The following is a 15,060-nucleotide window of genomic DNA, read 5'->3' as shown; positions in this document are numbered from 1 at the left end:
AGGGGGTCTTTTTTTTGTTTGTGGGTCCCATGGTTCTAAATCCTGTCCAGTTTCTGGGCGTCCACTTGTTAAACTTCCTTTAAAAAAAGTCTCCCCTTAGGGATGTGAGCGAATCATGGTATCTCCTCCCAAATAGATGGCAGGTGATGAATTCAGTACTTTCATCGATGAAATACATCGCTTTGTCGATAATAAAGTCGGCTTTGGGAAATGCCCCGGCCTCAAAATCCGCGCAATATTTGTTTCGATTTTCCATTTTTAGTATAGAGAATATTAATTTAAAATGAAAATCATGAAAAAGTTCCTCAAATTAAAAAATGTGTTAACCCTACTATGCATTAGCGTTTTGGTGCTGTCGTGCAGCGATGACGACGATGGCGATGTGGCCAGGCCCGAAGAGAATGTTGTTGAATTGGCATCGGCCGATGCCAATTTAAGCAGTCTTGTGGCAGCGCTCCAAGCAGCAGATGGTGATTTGCCTAGTGTACTACAAGGCGACGGGCCCTTTACCGTCCTCGCCCCGACAAACGCCGCCTTTGATGCTTACTTGGATGGCCGACAGTTGGGCGATATCCCAACGGACGAATTGGCACAAGTGCTTTTAAATCATGTTATCAGCGATGAAATCACATCCAGAGAACTTATCAATGCCGTTTCGGGCTATGCCTCATCCAATGCGGATGGACCCACTGCCGGCACAAAACTAAGTCTCTATTTCAATACCGACTCCGGGCTTACCTTTAACGGGCAGGCCGATGTAACCCAGGGTGGGGCCGATATTATAGCCTCCAACGGTACTATCCATGTGGTAGACGCCGTAATCACACTCCCTACCATTGTTACCTTTGCCACTGCCGACAGCCAGTTGGACACGCTGGAAAGCGTGCTTACCACGGATATCATAAACACCTTGGGCACGGCCAACGGAACCGCTCCAGCACCTTTTACGGTGTTCGGTCCTACCAATGAGGCCTTTGCACAGTTAAGCGAGGCACCCACGGGAGATGCTTTGGTGTCTGTATTGCTACACCACGTTATCGCAGGTAACAATATAGTATCCTCCGACCTTAGCGATGGCCTGGAGTCTCCTGTCACCCTGGAAGGGGACATCCTGATCTTTTCGGAAGATGGTAATTCCTTTAGTATTACAGATGGAAGTGGAAACGAGGGCATAGACATCTCCTTTGTGAACATACAGGCAACCAACGGGGTAATACATATCATTGATGGTGTGCTAATCCCGGATTCCGGAAATTGATTCTGGGTCTTTAGGGTGAAATACCCATTGGGCGTTTCCGAAATACCGTGCGCTTTATTAAAATGATACAGTACACCTTATTGGAAACAAGCCATCTTAAACGGATTCTTAAAAACTCCCTTGTCATTCAAGGGAGTTTTTTTGTTCGAAAAAATGTATACATCACAAAGGAAACCGTTAACATACAAAAATGAGGCCTTGACAACTATTCTTTTTTTTTGGCTCCTCAATGCCCCATCTTTGGAGTCCCAAATCTTACCAACTGAACCTACTTAATGCCAAGGCCCCACCGAAAAGGATGGGGCTTTTTTATTTTTAGGTACTTACGTGTTTGAGGGTATGCGCTATCCTTGGAACCTTATCGTCCAATCCTGGATATACCGGGAAGACCTTGGGAAAGGGGCCTATCGTTTCCCCACTTTTTTCTGTGTTTCGGCCTGCTCCATCATTTCGCGCATCTTTTTCTGGAACTTGTTTTCCTTTTTGGGCTTCTTTTTGTTCTCCTGAATCTGCGCATGTATCTTGTCCTCGTCCAGAATAAACTTCTTGATCGTCAGCATGATAAAAATGGTAATCAAGTTAGATACAAAATAGTACAAACTCAGTCCACTGGCGTAGTTGTTAAAGAAGAACAGCATCAGCAAGGGAGATAGGTACATGATAAATTTCATGTTGGGCATCCCGGGCTGGGTCGGCATGTTCTGCCCTGTGGTCATGGTCATATAAAAGAAAATGGCCACAGATGCCAAAATCGGGAACAAACTCACATGGTCTCCATAGAAGGGAATGGCAAAGGGTAAATTAAAGATGGTATCGTAGGAAGAAAGGTCTTCTGCCCATAAAAATGATTTTTGTCGCAATGCAAATGAGGTTGGAAAGAACATAAAGAGTGCATAGAAGATCGGTAGCTGCAATAGGGCCGGTATACAACCACTCATGGGACTCACCCCGGCCTTATTGTACAATTTCATGGTCTCTTGCTGCTTTTTCATGGCATTGTCCTTGTATTTCTCCCCCAGTTCCGTAATCTCCGGTTTCAACACCTTCATCTTCGCCTGGGACAGATAAGACTTATACGTTACGGGTGACATGGCCAAACGCACCAAAATGGTCATCACCACAATAGCGATACCAAAGGGCAAAAAGGAACTTAGGAAGCTATAGAATGGGGTAAACACATAGCGGTTGATCCAACCAAAAATGCCCCATCCGTAAGGAATGGAATCTGCAAGGGCGTATTCCTTATACTGTGACAGGACTTTGATATCGGTAGGGCCATAATACCAGTTCATATTGTACGAAAGTTCCCCGCCTTCAACGTTCAGCGGTACCGATGAGCTGTATTCCTTGGTAAATTTTTCGGCCTTGTCCTCTTCTTCCACTAAATTCTTTGAGTTGAGCTGCCCTGTTTTAAAAGGGGTCTTGGTGGCCAGGATGGAACTGAAAAAATGTTGCCGGTACGATAACCACTCTATGTTCTCCTCGGTCTCCTCATCATCACTGGTTTCCGAAAGTTTGCTTATTTTTCCGTCTTCATGCCGATACGTTAAGCGGGTATATCTATTTTCATACTGTACGCTCTTATTGTGTCGTATGCCCTTTAATTTCCAATCCAATGTAACGGGTGCGCTGCTATTGATAATCCGGTCCAAACCTTGGGACCTAAGGGTGAAATCTACCAAATAATCATCGGGCTTCATCTCGTACCTAAATTCCAAAAATTGGGTGGGCGATACTTTCGCCTTCATGGAAAGGACCTGATTGTTCCCATTTTGTGTCAGTTCGGGCTCAAAAAATAACTGTTCCGTATGGAGGACCCTATTGTCCGAGGTAGAAAAATTCAAGGCAAAGGACGCATTGCCGTCCTTCACAAGATACACCGGTACAGAATCATAGGTAACAAAGTTCTTCATTTTAGCCTCCACTATCTGTCCGCCCTTATTGCTGATCTTCAACTGGACCAGTTCATTCTCCAATAAGGTCACAGCATCGGAAGCCGCGGTATATCCAAAGGCCCCAATAGTATTTTTATAGTTGGCTATCTCGGTGGAATCCTGAATGTTTAGATCTGGCTGCTGCTGTACCGGACGTTCTTGCTCAACTTCCTGCACCTGGGCATCGGCTTCCACCTGCTCCTGCTCGGCCTTTTTGGCCTCAATCTCCTCAGGAGTAGGCTGATTTTGATAAAACATAAAAAGGAGTATCCCAAAAATCAACACAAAGCCGATTATAGAATTTATATCTAATTTCTTTTCTTCCATCTGGGTAAGCTAATTTCAATAATGCTCAGTAGTTCAGTTTTTTCAAGTACGCAAATATATGTCCAAATGTACACTTTATGCCAAACTGGCATTAGTTTGTTGTTTTTTGTATTGTAGAACGGCTTTTACAAAGCCCACAAAAAGCGGATGGGGATTCGCTACGGTACTTTTGTACTCTGGATGGTATTGTACGCCCACAAACCAAGGATGTGATGGTATTTCCACAATTTCAACCAATCCGGTTTCGGTATTGATACCCGAGGCAACCAGACCGGCTTCTTCCAATTGGTCCCTATAGTCATTGTTGAACTCATAGCGGTGACGGTGTCTTTCCGAGATATCCTTTTCCCCACGGTACACACCTTGTACCAGGCTATCCTTTACCAATTCACAATCCCAGGCGCCCAGGCGCATGGTACCGCCCTTATTCGTAATGGTCTTTTGGGCCTCCATTAAACTGATTACCGGGTCAGGAGTGTTTTCGTCCATTTCCGTGGAATTGGCATTTTTGAGTCCCAATACGTTTCGTGCGTATTCAATGACCGCCATTTGCATGCCCAGACAAATGCCCAAAAAAGGAATACCCTGTTCCCTGGCATATTGTACGGCCTTGATCTTTCCTTCAATACCGCGCTCCCCAAAACCAGGTGCTACCAGCACGCCATCCAGGCCCTGCATTTTTTTATGGAAGTTAGCTATGGTGATATGTTCGGAATGAATGGATCGAACATTTACCTTTACCTCGTTCATGGCCCCGGCATGGATAAAGGACTCCAATATGGACTTGTAGGAATCCTGCAGTTCCACGTATTTGCCAATAAGGCCAATAGTGACCTCATGCCCAGGATGCTTGTGCCGATTTAAAAACTCGTTCCATTGTTCAAGATCCGGTTGGGAAGAGTCCGAAAGCGCTAATTTTTGCAGCGCAACCTTATCAAGACCTTCCTCGAGCATCATAATGGGCACATCATATATTGTAGAGGCATCAATGGACTGTATAACCGCTTCTTGTTTTACATTGCAGAAGAGTGCCAATTTCTTTTTAATATCATCCGATATCTCATGTTCGGTCCTACAGACCAGAATATCGGCCTTGATACCACTCTCCATCAAGGTCTTTACCGAATGTTGTGTAGGCTTGGTCTTTAGCTCACCGGCCGCAGATAAAAAGGGTACCAAAGTAAGATGTATAACAATACCATTGTTATCTCCCAGTTCCCACAGCAATTGTCGTACAGCTTCAATATAGGGTAAGGATTCTATATCGCCCACAGTACCCCCTATTTCAGTGATCACAATATCATAATCCCCGCTATTGCCCAAGATCTGTATCCGCTCCTTTATTTCGTTGGTAATATGTGGGACTACTTGGACCGTCTTCCCCAAAAACTCGCCCCGGCGTTCTTTTTCAATAACGCTCTGATAGATTCGTCCCGTGGTCACGTTGTTGGCCTGGGAAGTCCGCACGTTGAGGAAACGTTCATAGTGCCCAAGATCCAAATCGGTTTCCGCACCATCGTCCGTAACGTAGCACTCTCCGTGCTCATAAGGGTTTAGGGTGCCCGGATCAACATTGATATAAGGGTCTAGCTTCTGAATGGTGGTCTTATAACCACGGGCCTGTAGTAGTTTGGCCAAGGATGCTGCGATAATGCCTTTTCCCAAGGAAGAGGTAACGCCTCCCGTAACGAAAATGTACTTTGTCTGCGACATGATGGGGTTCTTTGTTACGGGGTGTAAAGATACAAATTGTTGTAATAAATCACCCGGAATCTTCTGGAAATTGTTTTTGTATATCCCGGATCAGATACTCCAATCCGTTCACTTTGATCTCCAGCATCAACCGTAGGTACTGTCCCAACTTGCCCTGTGGAAACCCTTTTTGTTGGAACCAATTCAGATAAGGCCCGGGCAGATCCACGAGATAGCTTCCCTTAAACTTTCCAAAGGGCATCTTGTAGTGGGCCACTTCTTTAAGTATTTTCCTATCGCTTTTTAACATAATGGGGTAATCTTTTTTGGTCCTTTGCCCGTAAATAGAAAATAGTACCAACAATTAACGAAATTACTTTTTTCATCCCACTTAACGCGTAGCACACCCCATGAAAACCCTTCGCTATTTACTTCCTATTGCCTTTATTTTTTATTCTAGTTTAGTTCTTTTTTCCTGCAGCACCAGCGATCAGGACTTTTTGGACATTGTCAACGAACAGGGCGGATCCCAGAATGGGGATTCGGACACCGATGACAACGGCACCGGAAATGACGATGGTACCAATAGCGAGGATGACGGAAATGATAGCGGTAACGACGGTACGGACTCAGGAAACGATAACGGCGGCAATACCGGTAATGATGACGGAGGCGATACAGGAAATGATGATGGGGGAAACAACGGGAACGATGGCACGGATACTGGAAATGATGATGGAACGGACACAGGGAACGATGGTTCGGATACCGATCCCATGCCCATCGGCGGTACCTGGCGTCTTGAAAATGCGTCCATTGCAGATGGTACCGCTTTTACTACCTTTCAAGATCAAGACCTTACCGTTAGCTTCACCCTAACGTCTACCGATGAGGACACCGAAGTGGTATTTTCCGAAAACCCCAATGAAGTTACGGGTTCGGGGAATTATACCTCTGTACTCACCTTCACCGTGTTAGGCAATACCGTAACTGAGGAATTCAGTTCGGAAAGTCCCTTTTCCACAGGCAGTTGGGAACTCGTTGGGAATGAACTGCAAATAACATCGGGGACGGATGCCGATGGTACGTACGAGGTCATGGAATTGGGAGATAACGTCCTGGTCTTGAAAACAACAATCAACAGGCCTATTACCACCGGCGAAATAGAGCTCGATGCCACGGGAGAGCTGGTCCTGAGCTTTATTCGGTAATCTACCCCCCTTTTTTCCGGGTTTCCCTGCGCAGGAGAAAATGCATACCTTTAGTTTGCATTTTCTTAAGCAGCACAACATGAAACGAAGAACATTTATAGGTACATCGGCCGCTGCCTCACTGGGACTGTTGGCTTCCAAAACCAACGCCATGGCCGGAGTGGAAAAAAACACCTTCCCTCAAAGGCTACCCTTAAAAAATAATATTGCACACAGCGTATGTTATTGGCCATTCAACAGCATTCCTTTGGAGGAATTCCTAAAGACGCTGAACGAACTGGGCATAGAGGCTATAGACCTTATTGGTCCCGAAGAATGGCCCCTATTGCGCAAGTACAATATTCACTGTTCCATGTGCAACGGGGCAGAAATAAGTCTGACCGAAGGCTGGAACGACCCGCAATACCATAAGACCCTAATAAAGAACTATTCCGAAATAATTCCGAAAGTTGCCGCTGCGGGTTATACCAACCTCATCTGTTTTAGCGGTAACCGTAGGGGTATGGACGATGCCGTAGGCCTACAGCATTGTGTGGATGGTTTAAAACAAATACTTCCCCTGGCCGAGGAACACGGGGTCGTGATCCAAATGGAACTCTTTAACCAAATAGACCATCCGGACTATATGTGCGATCGATCGGACTGGGGCATAGCCCTCTGTGAACAATTGGGTTCGGAAAACTTTAAACTGCTCTACGACATTTACCATATGCAGATACAGGAAGGGGACATTATCCGAAGCATCCAGGACAACCATGCCTATTTTGGACACTATCATACGGCGGGCGTACCCGGACGGCATGAAATTGGCGAACATCAGGAGCTTTATTACCCGGCGATTGTAAGGGCCATTGTGGCTACCGGGTTTAAAGGGTATCTGGCCCAAGAGTTCATTGCTACCAAGGCGGATAAAATCGAGGCCTTGCGGGAAGCTTTTTTAATCTGTGATGTATAAACGGTTTGGGCATTAGCCCTTGAGCTTTTTGAGGAATTCTTCTTTCCTTCGAACGGCCACTTCAATATGGGTACCGTCGGCCATAAGTGCATAGCCCCCTTTGCCCTTTAAGTATTTTTCTACATAGGCCAAGTTGATAAAATGGGATTTATGGACCCGGAAGAAATGATCGGTCCCCAACAGTTCCTCAAAATATTTTAAGGTTTTTGTAGCGGTTATCCTTTTGTGCTCCCTATGAAAGATATTGGTATAGTTCCCATCTGACTGGCAACGTATGATATCATTTACCGCCCAAAGGGTCAGTCCGTCCAGTGTGGGGACCACAATTTTTTTTAATTGGTTCACCTTGTGTTCAAAATTGTGAAAAAGTGTCTCGATCTTTTTTTCGGTATCCTTTTGTCCCGTTTTCTCCATAATACGAGAAATCGTATCCGCGAACTCCTCAGAACCTATGGGCTTTAAGAGATAATCCAAGGCGGAATACCGAAAAGCTTCCACGGCATAGGTGTCATAGGCCGTAGTAAACACCACCTCAAAATCCGTATTGGGGAGGCTTCGCAAGAGATCGAATCCTGTTTCCCCATTGAGCTGTACGTCCAAAAAAACAACGTCGGGACTTTGGGAGGCAATGAGTGTCCTAGCTTCCGATACCGACCCGCAACTGCCCAATAGCCTTAGTTTTCCCTCGTACGTATTGAGCAAATGGGTTATACGATCAATACAATGCTGTTCGTCATCTACTATAATAGCCTGTAACATAGCGCTGATATTAAAACCTTAACTCCAAGGGCAGTTTAAGCTCAACCCTTAGTCCTTGCTTTTTATCAAACATGGCAATACTGCCCTTAGCCTTCTTTAGTCGGCCCAAGATATCCAATCGGTTCTCGGTAATCTTTACCCCCATCGATGTGTGGGCCGAGGAGCCATTCCTGGAGGCATCGCGCCCTATGCCATCGTCATCCACGGTGCAGACCACCATATCCCCTTCTTTCTTCACGGAAATGGCAATATGCCCCTTCTCGTCCTTATGCGCAATGCCATGCCATATACTGTTTTCTATAAAAGGTTGCAGCAGCATAGGCGGTACCAGCGTATTTTCCATATCAATGTCCTTGTCTACCGTAACCGTATGTGATAACTTGTTCTTTAGGCGCAGTGCCTCTATTTGAATGTACAATTGCGTCAGTTCCAGGTCTTCCTCCAGATTGATCCGTTTCTTTTCGGAGTTTTCCAAGATGGCCCGGGTAAGCCTGGAGAATTTTAGCAGGTATTCGTTCGCCGTGGCCAAATCATTTTTAGACATATAGTCACTTATGGAATTGAGGGCATTGAAAATAAAGTGGGGGTTCATCTGGGAACGCAACGCCTTTAATTCGGTCTCTGCGACCCTGGTATGGAACTCGGCCAGTTTTTTTTGCTCTAGGGCATCCCTGCGTCTTTTGTACAAAAGGTACCCAAGCACCGCAGCGATCAGTAAGGCTATTCCCCCAATAATAACGCCATTTTTAATCAGTCGCTGTTGTCCAATGGCCGCTTGGGCTTCGGCTTCCTGTTTTTCCAATTGAAATTGCATTTCCTTGCGGGTAAGTTCTGCCTTCTTCTCCTCACTTAAAACGCTATCCCGAAATTGTACGTGGTTTTTATAGGCAACGAGCGCCTCCTTGGAATTTCCCAATTGTTCATAGGAGGTGCTAAGCACCTGCCAAGCATCTGCCTGCCATTCCACGGCGGCAATTTCTTCGGAGATTTGTAGCGCGTGCTTGGCCCGCTCCAGGGCTACCTCGTAGTTTTCAAGTAGAATGTTCACTTTCCCAATACTGTTCAGGGCAGAGGCCTCAATATATTTGTTCTGGATGGTTCCTGCCAGGGTGGCGGCCTCTTCATAATACAACAAGGCGGTTTTGTACTCTTTTTTGTCTTTGTAGGCAATACCGAGATTATTGATTATGGCGGCTATGAAATAGTTGTTCCCTTCCGCTCTCGCTATGGACAGCGCTTCCTTTAAAAAGGAAATTCCCTTGTCATACTGATCCATATCGTTATAGATAAGGCCAATATTGGACAGCGCCCTTACCTGATCCGGTAGCTGATCTAATTCCTTGGCGGTAGCGAGATAGGAATAGTAATTCTCCAAAGCCTTTTCATTTTGTTTCATATCCGCATGGATATTGCCCAGATTACCATAAAGGCTTGCTTCAAGAATTTTCTCCCCACCTTCCTGGGCTATCCTTAAACCCTGTTGAAAGGCCTCCATGGCATTTAGGTTATCGGCCATTACATAGTACAGGTTTCCCTTTTGGCGCAGGGCACTGGCCCTACCCCTGGGCCAATTTAGATCCGCGGAAATGTCCAAGGCCTCCTCCACATAGACAAAGGCGTCCTCCGGCTTGGTGTGGGTCATGTTCCAGGCAGTATTTACCAAAAGGCTTACGCGAACGGTATCCTTAGTGGTGTGTGTTTCCAACTCTTTCAAAAGGGAATCCAATACGGCTTCCTGAGAAAAGGCCATGAGACCGCCCCATAGAAAAATAAAAAAAAGCCGGATTCTTTTGGTTTGGTATGGCATAAGGATATGGTTGAATATCAAATTTAATGGTTTTTACTGCTCATTGACCATTCCAAAGGGTGAAATACAAAAATTAATCCCCCTACCCAGCACCTGCATTGGTTACGTTTTAAACGCTTAAGTACCATAGGGCGACAGCAAACCATAAAAACACTACGTTCAATAACTATCCATGGTATGGGTCACCGATTAGGTTTACCTTTCAATAGGTAAAGAGGAATTCCTTATATAAACCGTCATAAAAAATGAAAACACTACGAAAACGGCTATGGCTTATTGCGCTCTTTGCTTTTTGTGCGATACAGGCCCAGCAAAAAAAAACAGAGGACAAAAAGGTAATCAAGGAGGTGGACGAGGTCAATAAGACCACGGAAGAGGTAAATCAAACCGCAAAGAACACGGACAACGCCATTAAAAGCACGGTAGAAAATTCGAAGGAAACCATCAAAACCATTGGTTCCTTATTTGGATCGGGCAAAAACAAAGGCAAAACTGCCGGAAAGTCAAAAGGAAGTATCACCATAGCCGTTTCACAGGTAAGTTATGATAACGTACATCTGAATCGTCTTTATAGCCATCTTTCGAACGCCAAAGGGGTAAAAAAACCAACTAAAAGTTTCGGGGAGAGCCAAGCGTCCATCAACCTCATCTATAAAGAAAGTGCCGATGCCCTTTGGCAAGGGGTGCCCAAACAGCTGCGAAGTGCTTTTAAAATGCTGCGTATGGATGACAAAAGTATGGCCCTGGAACTTGCAGATTTAACGCTTGAAGAGTAACTTTAGAAGAACTATTCCCTTTAGGGACAAAAACCATTAACTATGATCCATCCACGGGTAAAGACCTATGCGATGCTCCCTTTGCTGTTGCTTTTAAGTATCCCGGTTTACCAGCAAGTTGAAACAGGGCCCATTGACTTGAGCGATGTGCTTGTGTATAAAGCGCCCGCTACGGCCTTTAAGGATATTGAACTACAAAGTCACAAGGGCCTTCCAAGGTTTGGGACCCTCAACCAATATCGTCCGGTACCCACCTCTGCCGGCAAGCCCCAGCAAGCATTCAAAAAAGCGGTGAGGCCATCTCCTGAAATCAGGGAAAAACTAAAACGTTTAAGGGCGGGGTATATCAACTATCTGGGCCTCGTTAAAATGAAACATATGAAGCCGCTCTACGATGATATGAACCGGACACAGATCAGTGCCCCGGTGTATCAAAACACCCAGGAAAAAGATGCCCGTTCCTATCTGGCCCAGACCCAGCTAAGAAAACTTGCGAATACAATTTGTACCCAGGAGGTCTACGATGCGGCCTATGGCGGCACTAACCAATTTGAACAACAAAGAAACTATGCCAATTTTGTCGCCAAGCATTTTGATGGGCTACAGCAATGGAGCAAGGATTTTATGCCCAATGATGCGCTGGAGGCATATCATGTAAGTGTGCTAAATGTCTTACGGGGATATGATTTTGACAAAAAGGGGTATTGGATCAATCTCAACGCCGCCTTGTACGACCCCCATGCCCGGGGAAGTCGGATGTCGTTCTTTAGTGAGTTGGTCCCGCAAGCGTCCTTTGAGGAGGCCTTGCTCAATATGATGTCAGGGTCCGGTAAACGCCATAAGTCCATTACCGTATTGTTACCCATGAACGCTTCGGATGCAGAAGTGCTTTCTACTTCCGGCCAAGGACGTGTTTTTGTAGTGGTCAAGATCCGAACCTTCCTCCAAAAAGTTGAGTTTGCTGGCAACAACCCCATTTTCTCCTTCGGATATCATTATAAGAGTCCAGTGTTGGAAGTGTACAAGGACGAAGCGCTCACACAAAAAATAGGGGATATCTCCCTGGAACGGCCTATCCTAAAGGAGTAACAAAATAAGGAACAAGATAAAATGACTTCTATGAAAAAAGAGTTTGGGATGTTATTTGGCTTTTGGGCAGTTATCATTTTAGGACCAACTGCCGGGCACGGCCAGACGGACGCTATTGAAACTCTTCAGGACCGCAGCTATAAAGCGGTTAAAACCTATGAGCCACCATCCGATAAGTTCATCGCTATTAAAATGCAAACCCATCAAGGCTTGCTGCGGTTTGGGGAGATCGACAATTATTTTACCCTGCCCGACGGTAGTTATGTAAATCACAAATCACAAACCGCCTTCCAAAAAGCGGACAAGAAGAATTGGGAAATTAGTATGGGGAAACAGGCCTTTTACGAACTCTTGCGGTTCAAGTATATGTCCGATATCTATAAGGACATGGACAGGGCCTTGTTCACGAAATACGCGGGTAGCATGTACGAGAAAGATAAAAATTCCTGGCTGGCCCAGACCAATCTCCTAAAACTGGCCAACGTGGTGACCCATGTTAAGGACATGCCCCGTTTTTTCTGTAACCCCAAGCTAAATGCTTGTGGTTACGATCCCAGTGGCATAAAATATTTCCATCGGAATGTGGGCAATGTGAGCAACTGGGGCGGAAAGAACGCCAGTGAATTTAAGCAGTTGGGGGCCTTTACCACCTACGTAAACGAGTATTATAGTGAATTGCAAAAGTGGAAGGACCATTTCTTTGTCAACGACTCCGAAGAGGGTTACCTGGTAGTTCGTGTGAACTTGAATGCATATGATTTTGAACATAAGGGCTATTGGCTTCGATTAAATGCGTTCATTAACAACGGGAAACTATTTCGCTACATGGGCTTGCAGCCGTCCAATTCCAAGGAAAGGAAATTGGTAGACGCCAGAGGGGTGCAAATCCTGTATCCCATGTCGCCGGAAAAAGCGGAAGTGTTTTCAGAGAACACCCGAATCCTCTATTTGGTATTTAAAATAAAGGTTACCATAAAGGGAATGGGGTACAATTACGAACATTTAGATGCCTCATATACCTTGTTAAGTCCCACCATAGCCCTTTACAAGGATGATAGTTTAACGGATAAAACCGGAGAACTGTCCATAGAAACTATGACGACCAAATAAGCAGAAATCATGCAAACGATGCCAAAACACACCACTGCCCTAATTCCCATGCTTTGTCTGTTACTAGCATGGCACACTCCTACCCTGATCGCGCAGTCGGCCGACAACAATACGATTACGTTCAAAGCTCCTTCGGAAAAATATGTCGACATTGTCCTACAGTCGCACGATGGACTGATACGGCTGGGTGATATTTATTATCATAGAGGGGTAACCCTGCCTACCAATCCACAGGCCTTTAACGCGCTGGTGAACATGAAATATATCACGGAGCTCTACGTGGATATGGACCAAACCAAAATAACCAAAAGAGTGTACAATGGAACCACCGACAAAAAATCAGAAAATTCCAACAAGGCCCAAGATCACTTATTGCGTCTGGCCAGTCTGCTCTGTACCGAAACTGAGCTCAACAAATACTTTTGCCCAGAGAACGCAAAAAAACCCTGTACCTTTATCGATACCTATGGGCGACGCAAGCCTATCGGTTTCTGGGGTGGTGACAGAGGGAATGAATTTGCGCAACTGCGTAGCTACAAAGCCTTTGTAAAAGATCATCTTTCGGAACTGCAGGACTGGAGCAAGACCTTTTTTGAAAATGATGAACTTATCGCCTATGTGGTGAGCATGTCCTCGGTAGCGGATACCTATGACTTTCAAAAAAAGGGCTATTGGATCAGCGGGGCCATGGCGGGTAGTTCCCAGGTAATTGATTATCTCAGCTTTGTTCCTTATGACGAAAACCAGCGTAACCTTAACCAGCGCAAACTGCTGCTGTCTATTGAGCCGGCCAAGGCCAAAGAACTCAAACTTCAGAAGCGGTCACCGATTTTTATCGTGGCCAAGGCAAAGATTTATCCCGATGAAAAAACACCAAGGTCAGGAGCCAGAGTGCCCTTTGCCTTTGAATTGGAAAATCCGGTGCTGGAAATCTACAAGGACATTCAATTGACCCAAAAGATCGGGGAGATTTCCGTGGACAACCTTATTACCAAGTATTAAGACCACCATATTTTGAACTAAACGATTATTTAAACCCTTTGCCATGTTTCCAAAAACGTACCGTTTCATTTTTAGCTTGATGCTGCTCTTCATTTCGACCTATTTTCTTGGAGCCCAGTCCAACGACGAAACAATAGATATGAGCGATGTCTATACGATAGCATCGCCATCACCAAAATTCAAATCCATCCAACTTCAATCGCATAAGGGCCTACCCAGATTCGGGGCCCAGAACATGTATTACAGCAAAAACCGAGATGGGGTGTTCAAGGGTGCAAACAGAGCGAAAAACAAGCTTGTAAAGCAGGGCTACACAAATTATTACAAGCTATTGGAAATGAAACAGTTACATACCTATTTCGATGACATCGACCGGGAGTACCTTACATTGATAACCAGGGAAAACAGCGGCAACAGAAAGGATCTAAATTCTTCCATCTCACAGAAAATACTATTGCCCTTAGCTTATGGAATTGGGTCAAGCGAGCAGATTCGCACCTATTTTTGTGACCCCAAGGATCCCAATTGCCGATTCAAGGGAAATTGGGGAGGTTCCAGGGACGATTTTGAAATGCAGGAAAAGTATGCCGCCTACGTCAAAGAAAACCTGGATGACCTAAGGACCTGGAGCAAAACGCTTTTTCAGGGCGATAGGCAGACCGCATATCTGGTGCATAAATATGAATTCAGTCCCTATGGTAGACCTGTAATATCCTATGATTTTGATCAAAACGGGTTTTGGATCGATGTATTCCCAAGCAATAGAAACCCACATAGCAAAGGGTTCCAGTTTTTAAGGGACGAAACTTTTTTCTTTGAGTTCTTGCCCGAAACTCCATACGGCAATGCACATCTGAACAGCATGACGGATACCAATAGTTATTGGCCCAAAATGCTCTTAAAAATGGATGCTTCGGATGCGGAGGCCCTGGTGAATAGAAAACCCAAAAGCATATATGCGGCCATTAAGGTTACCATTGTATTAAAAGGGGTGGAGGAGCCCCAAGTGAGTATACCCTATATCAAATATACCTTTCATCTGGCCGATCCACTTATTGAGTTCTATGAAGATGTGGAGCTTACCCAAAAATTTGGACAGATTTCCCTGGAAAACCCGATATATCAGAAGTAGGTTTGGAC

At 45.2% G+C, this 15,060-nt stretch carries 14 protein-coding genes; 8 read left to right on the top strand and 6 right to left on the bottom strand.

What is annotated here, in order from left to right; all coding sequences use genetic code 11:
- Nucleotides 1-79: 79 nt before the first annotated feature.
- On the bottom strand, nt 80-256 hold the full coding sequence (locus ACRD67_RS19265; RefSeq protein WP_430968922.1) for a hypothetical protein: 177 nt from the start codon (nt 254-256) through the stop codon (nt 80-82).
- A 36-nt stretch (nt 257-292) separates the two neighbouring features.
- Here ACRD67_RS19265 and ACRD67_RS19260 point away from each other — a divergent pair, with 36 nt between their 5' ends.
- Entirely contained in the window at nt 293-1,258 is a 966-nt protein-coding gene (locus ACRD67_RS19260; RefSeq protein ID WP_430968921.1) for a fasciclin domain-containing protein, read from the top strand.
- Nucleotides 1,259-1,662: 404 nt separating this feature from the next.
- Here the strand turns inward: ACRD67_RS19260 and yidC are convergent, their stop codons facing one another.
- From yidC to ACRD67_RS19245, 3 genes are all read right to left on the bottom strand, one after another.
- Nucleotides 1,663-3,519: a membrane protein insertase YidC gene (gene yidC, locus ACRD67_RS19255; protein WP_430968920.1), complete on the bottom strand. Its 1,857-nt coding sequence runs from the start codon at nt 3,517-3,519 to the stop codon at nt 1,663-1,665.
- 75 nt (nt 3,520-3,594) lie between these two features.
- Entirely contained in the window at nt 3,595-5,232 is a 1,638-nt protein-coding gene (gene pyrG, locus ACRD67_RS19250; protein ID WP_430968919.1) for a CTP synthase, read from the bottom strand.
- A 49-nt stretch (nt 5,233-5,281) separates the two neighbouring features.
- Entirely contained in the window at nt 5,282-5,521 is a 240-nt protein-coding gene (locus ACRD67_RS19245) for a DUF3820 family protein (protein WP_430968918.1), read from the bottom strand.
- 100 nt (nt 5,522-5,621) lie between these two features.
- On the opposite strand from ACRD67_RS19245, the gene ACRD67_RS19240 reads away from it, so the two are divergent.
- Nucleotides 5,622-6,422 (top strand): hypothetical protein, encoded by an 801-nt coding sequence (locus ACRD67_RS19240; RefSeq protein ID WP_430968917.1) that lies wholly within the window; start codon nt 5,622-5,624, stop codon nt 6,420-6,422.
- A 79-nt stretch (nt 6,423-6,501) separates the two neighbouring features.
- The gene (locus ACRD67_RS19235) at nt 6,502-7,377 is read left to right on the top strand and encodes a hydroxypyruvate isomerase family protein (protein ID WP_430968916.1); all 876 of its coding nucleotides are present in this window, start codon (nt 6,502-6,504) and stop codon (nt 7,375-7,377) included.
- A gap of 12 nt (nt 7,378-7,389) precedes the next feature.
- Here ACRD67_RS19235 and ACRD67_RS19230 read toward each other — a convergent pair whose 3' ends face one another.
- Both ACRD67_RS19230 and ACRD67_RS19225 read right to left on the bottom strand, forming a co-directional pair.
- Nucleotides 7,390-8,136: a LytR/AlgR family response regulator transcription factor gene (locus ACRD67_RS19230; protein ID WP_430968915.1), complete on the bottom strand. Its 747-nt coding sequence runs from the start codon at nt 8,134-8,136 to the stop codon at nt 7,390-7,392.
- Nucleotides 8,137-8,146: 10 nt separating this feature from the next.
- A complete protein-coding gene (locus ACRD67_RS19225) occupies nt 8,147-9,943 on the bottom strand; it encodes a tetratricopeptide repeat-containing sensor histidine kinase (protein ID WP_430968914.1) in 1,797 nt (598 codons plus the stop codon).
- A gap of 245 nt (nt 9,944-10,188) precedes the next feature.
- On the opposite strand from ACRD67_RS19225, the gene ACRD67_RS19220 reads away from it, so the two are divergent.
- Genes ACRD67_RS19220 through ACRD67_RS19200 form a run of 5 tightly spaced genes read left to right on the top strand, consistent with a single transcriptional unit; the run spans nt 10,189 to nt 15,052 of the window.
- Entirely contained in the window at nt 10,189-10,719 is a 531-nt protein-coding gene (locus tag ACRD67_RS19220; protein WP_430968913.1) for a hypothetical protein, read from the top strand.
- Nucleotides 10,720-10,761: 42 nt separating this feature from the next.
- Entirely contained in the window at nt 10,762-11,808 is a 1,047-nt protein-coding gene (locus ACRD67_RS19215) for a hypothetical protein (RefSeq protein ID WP_430968912.1), read from the top strand.
- Nucleotides 11,809-11,838: 30 nt separating this feature from the next.
- Entirely contained in the window at nt 11,839-12,918 is a 1,080-nt protein-coding gene (locus tag ACRD67_RS19210) for a hypothetical protein (RefSeq protein ID WP_430968910.1), read from the top strand.
- A gap of 18 nt (nt 12,919-12,936) precedes the next feature.
- Nucleotides 12,937-13,920, top strand: coding sequence for a hypothetical protein (locus tag ACRD67_RS19205; RefSeq protein ID WP_430968909.1), 984 nt, complete (start codon nt 12,937-12,939; stop codon nt 13,918-13,920).
- Between the two features lie 43 nt (nt 13,921-13,963).
- Entirely contained in the window at nt 13,964-15,052 is a 1,089-nt protein-coding gene (locus tag ACRD67_RS19200) for a hypothetical protein (RefSeq protein ID WP_430968908.1), read from the top strand.
- Nucleotides 15,053-15,060: the final 8 nt, after the last annotated feature.

This window comes from Eudoraea algarum, assembly GCF_050589645.1.
In the GTDB taxonomy this organism is placed as follows: Bacteria; Bacteroidota; Bacteroidia; order Flavobacteriales; family Flavobacteriaceae; genus JBNGOQ01.
Note: the sequence above shows the minus strand (reverse complement) of the source record. Positions and strands in the feature narration are given on the sequence as shown.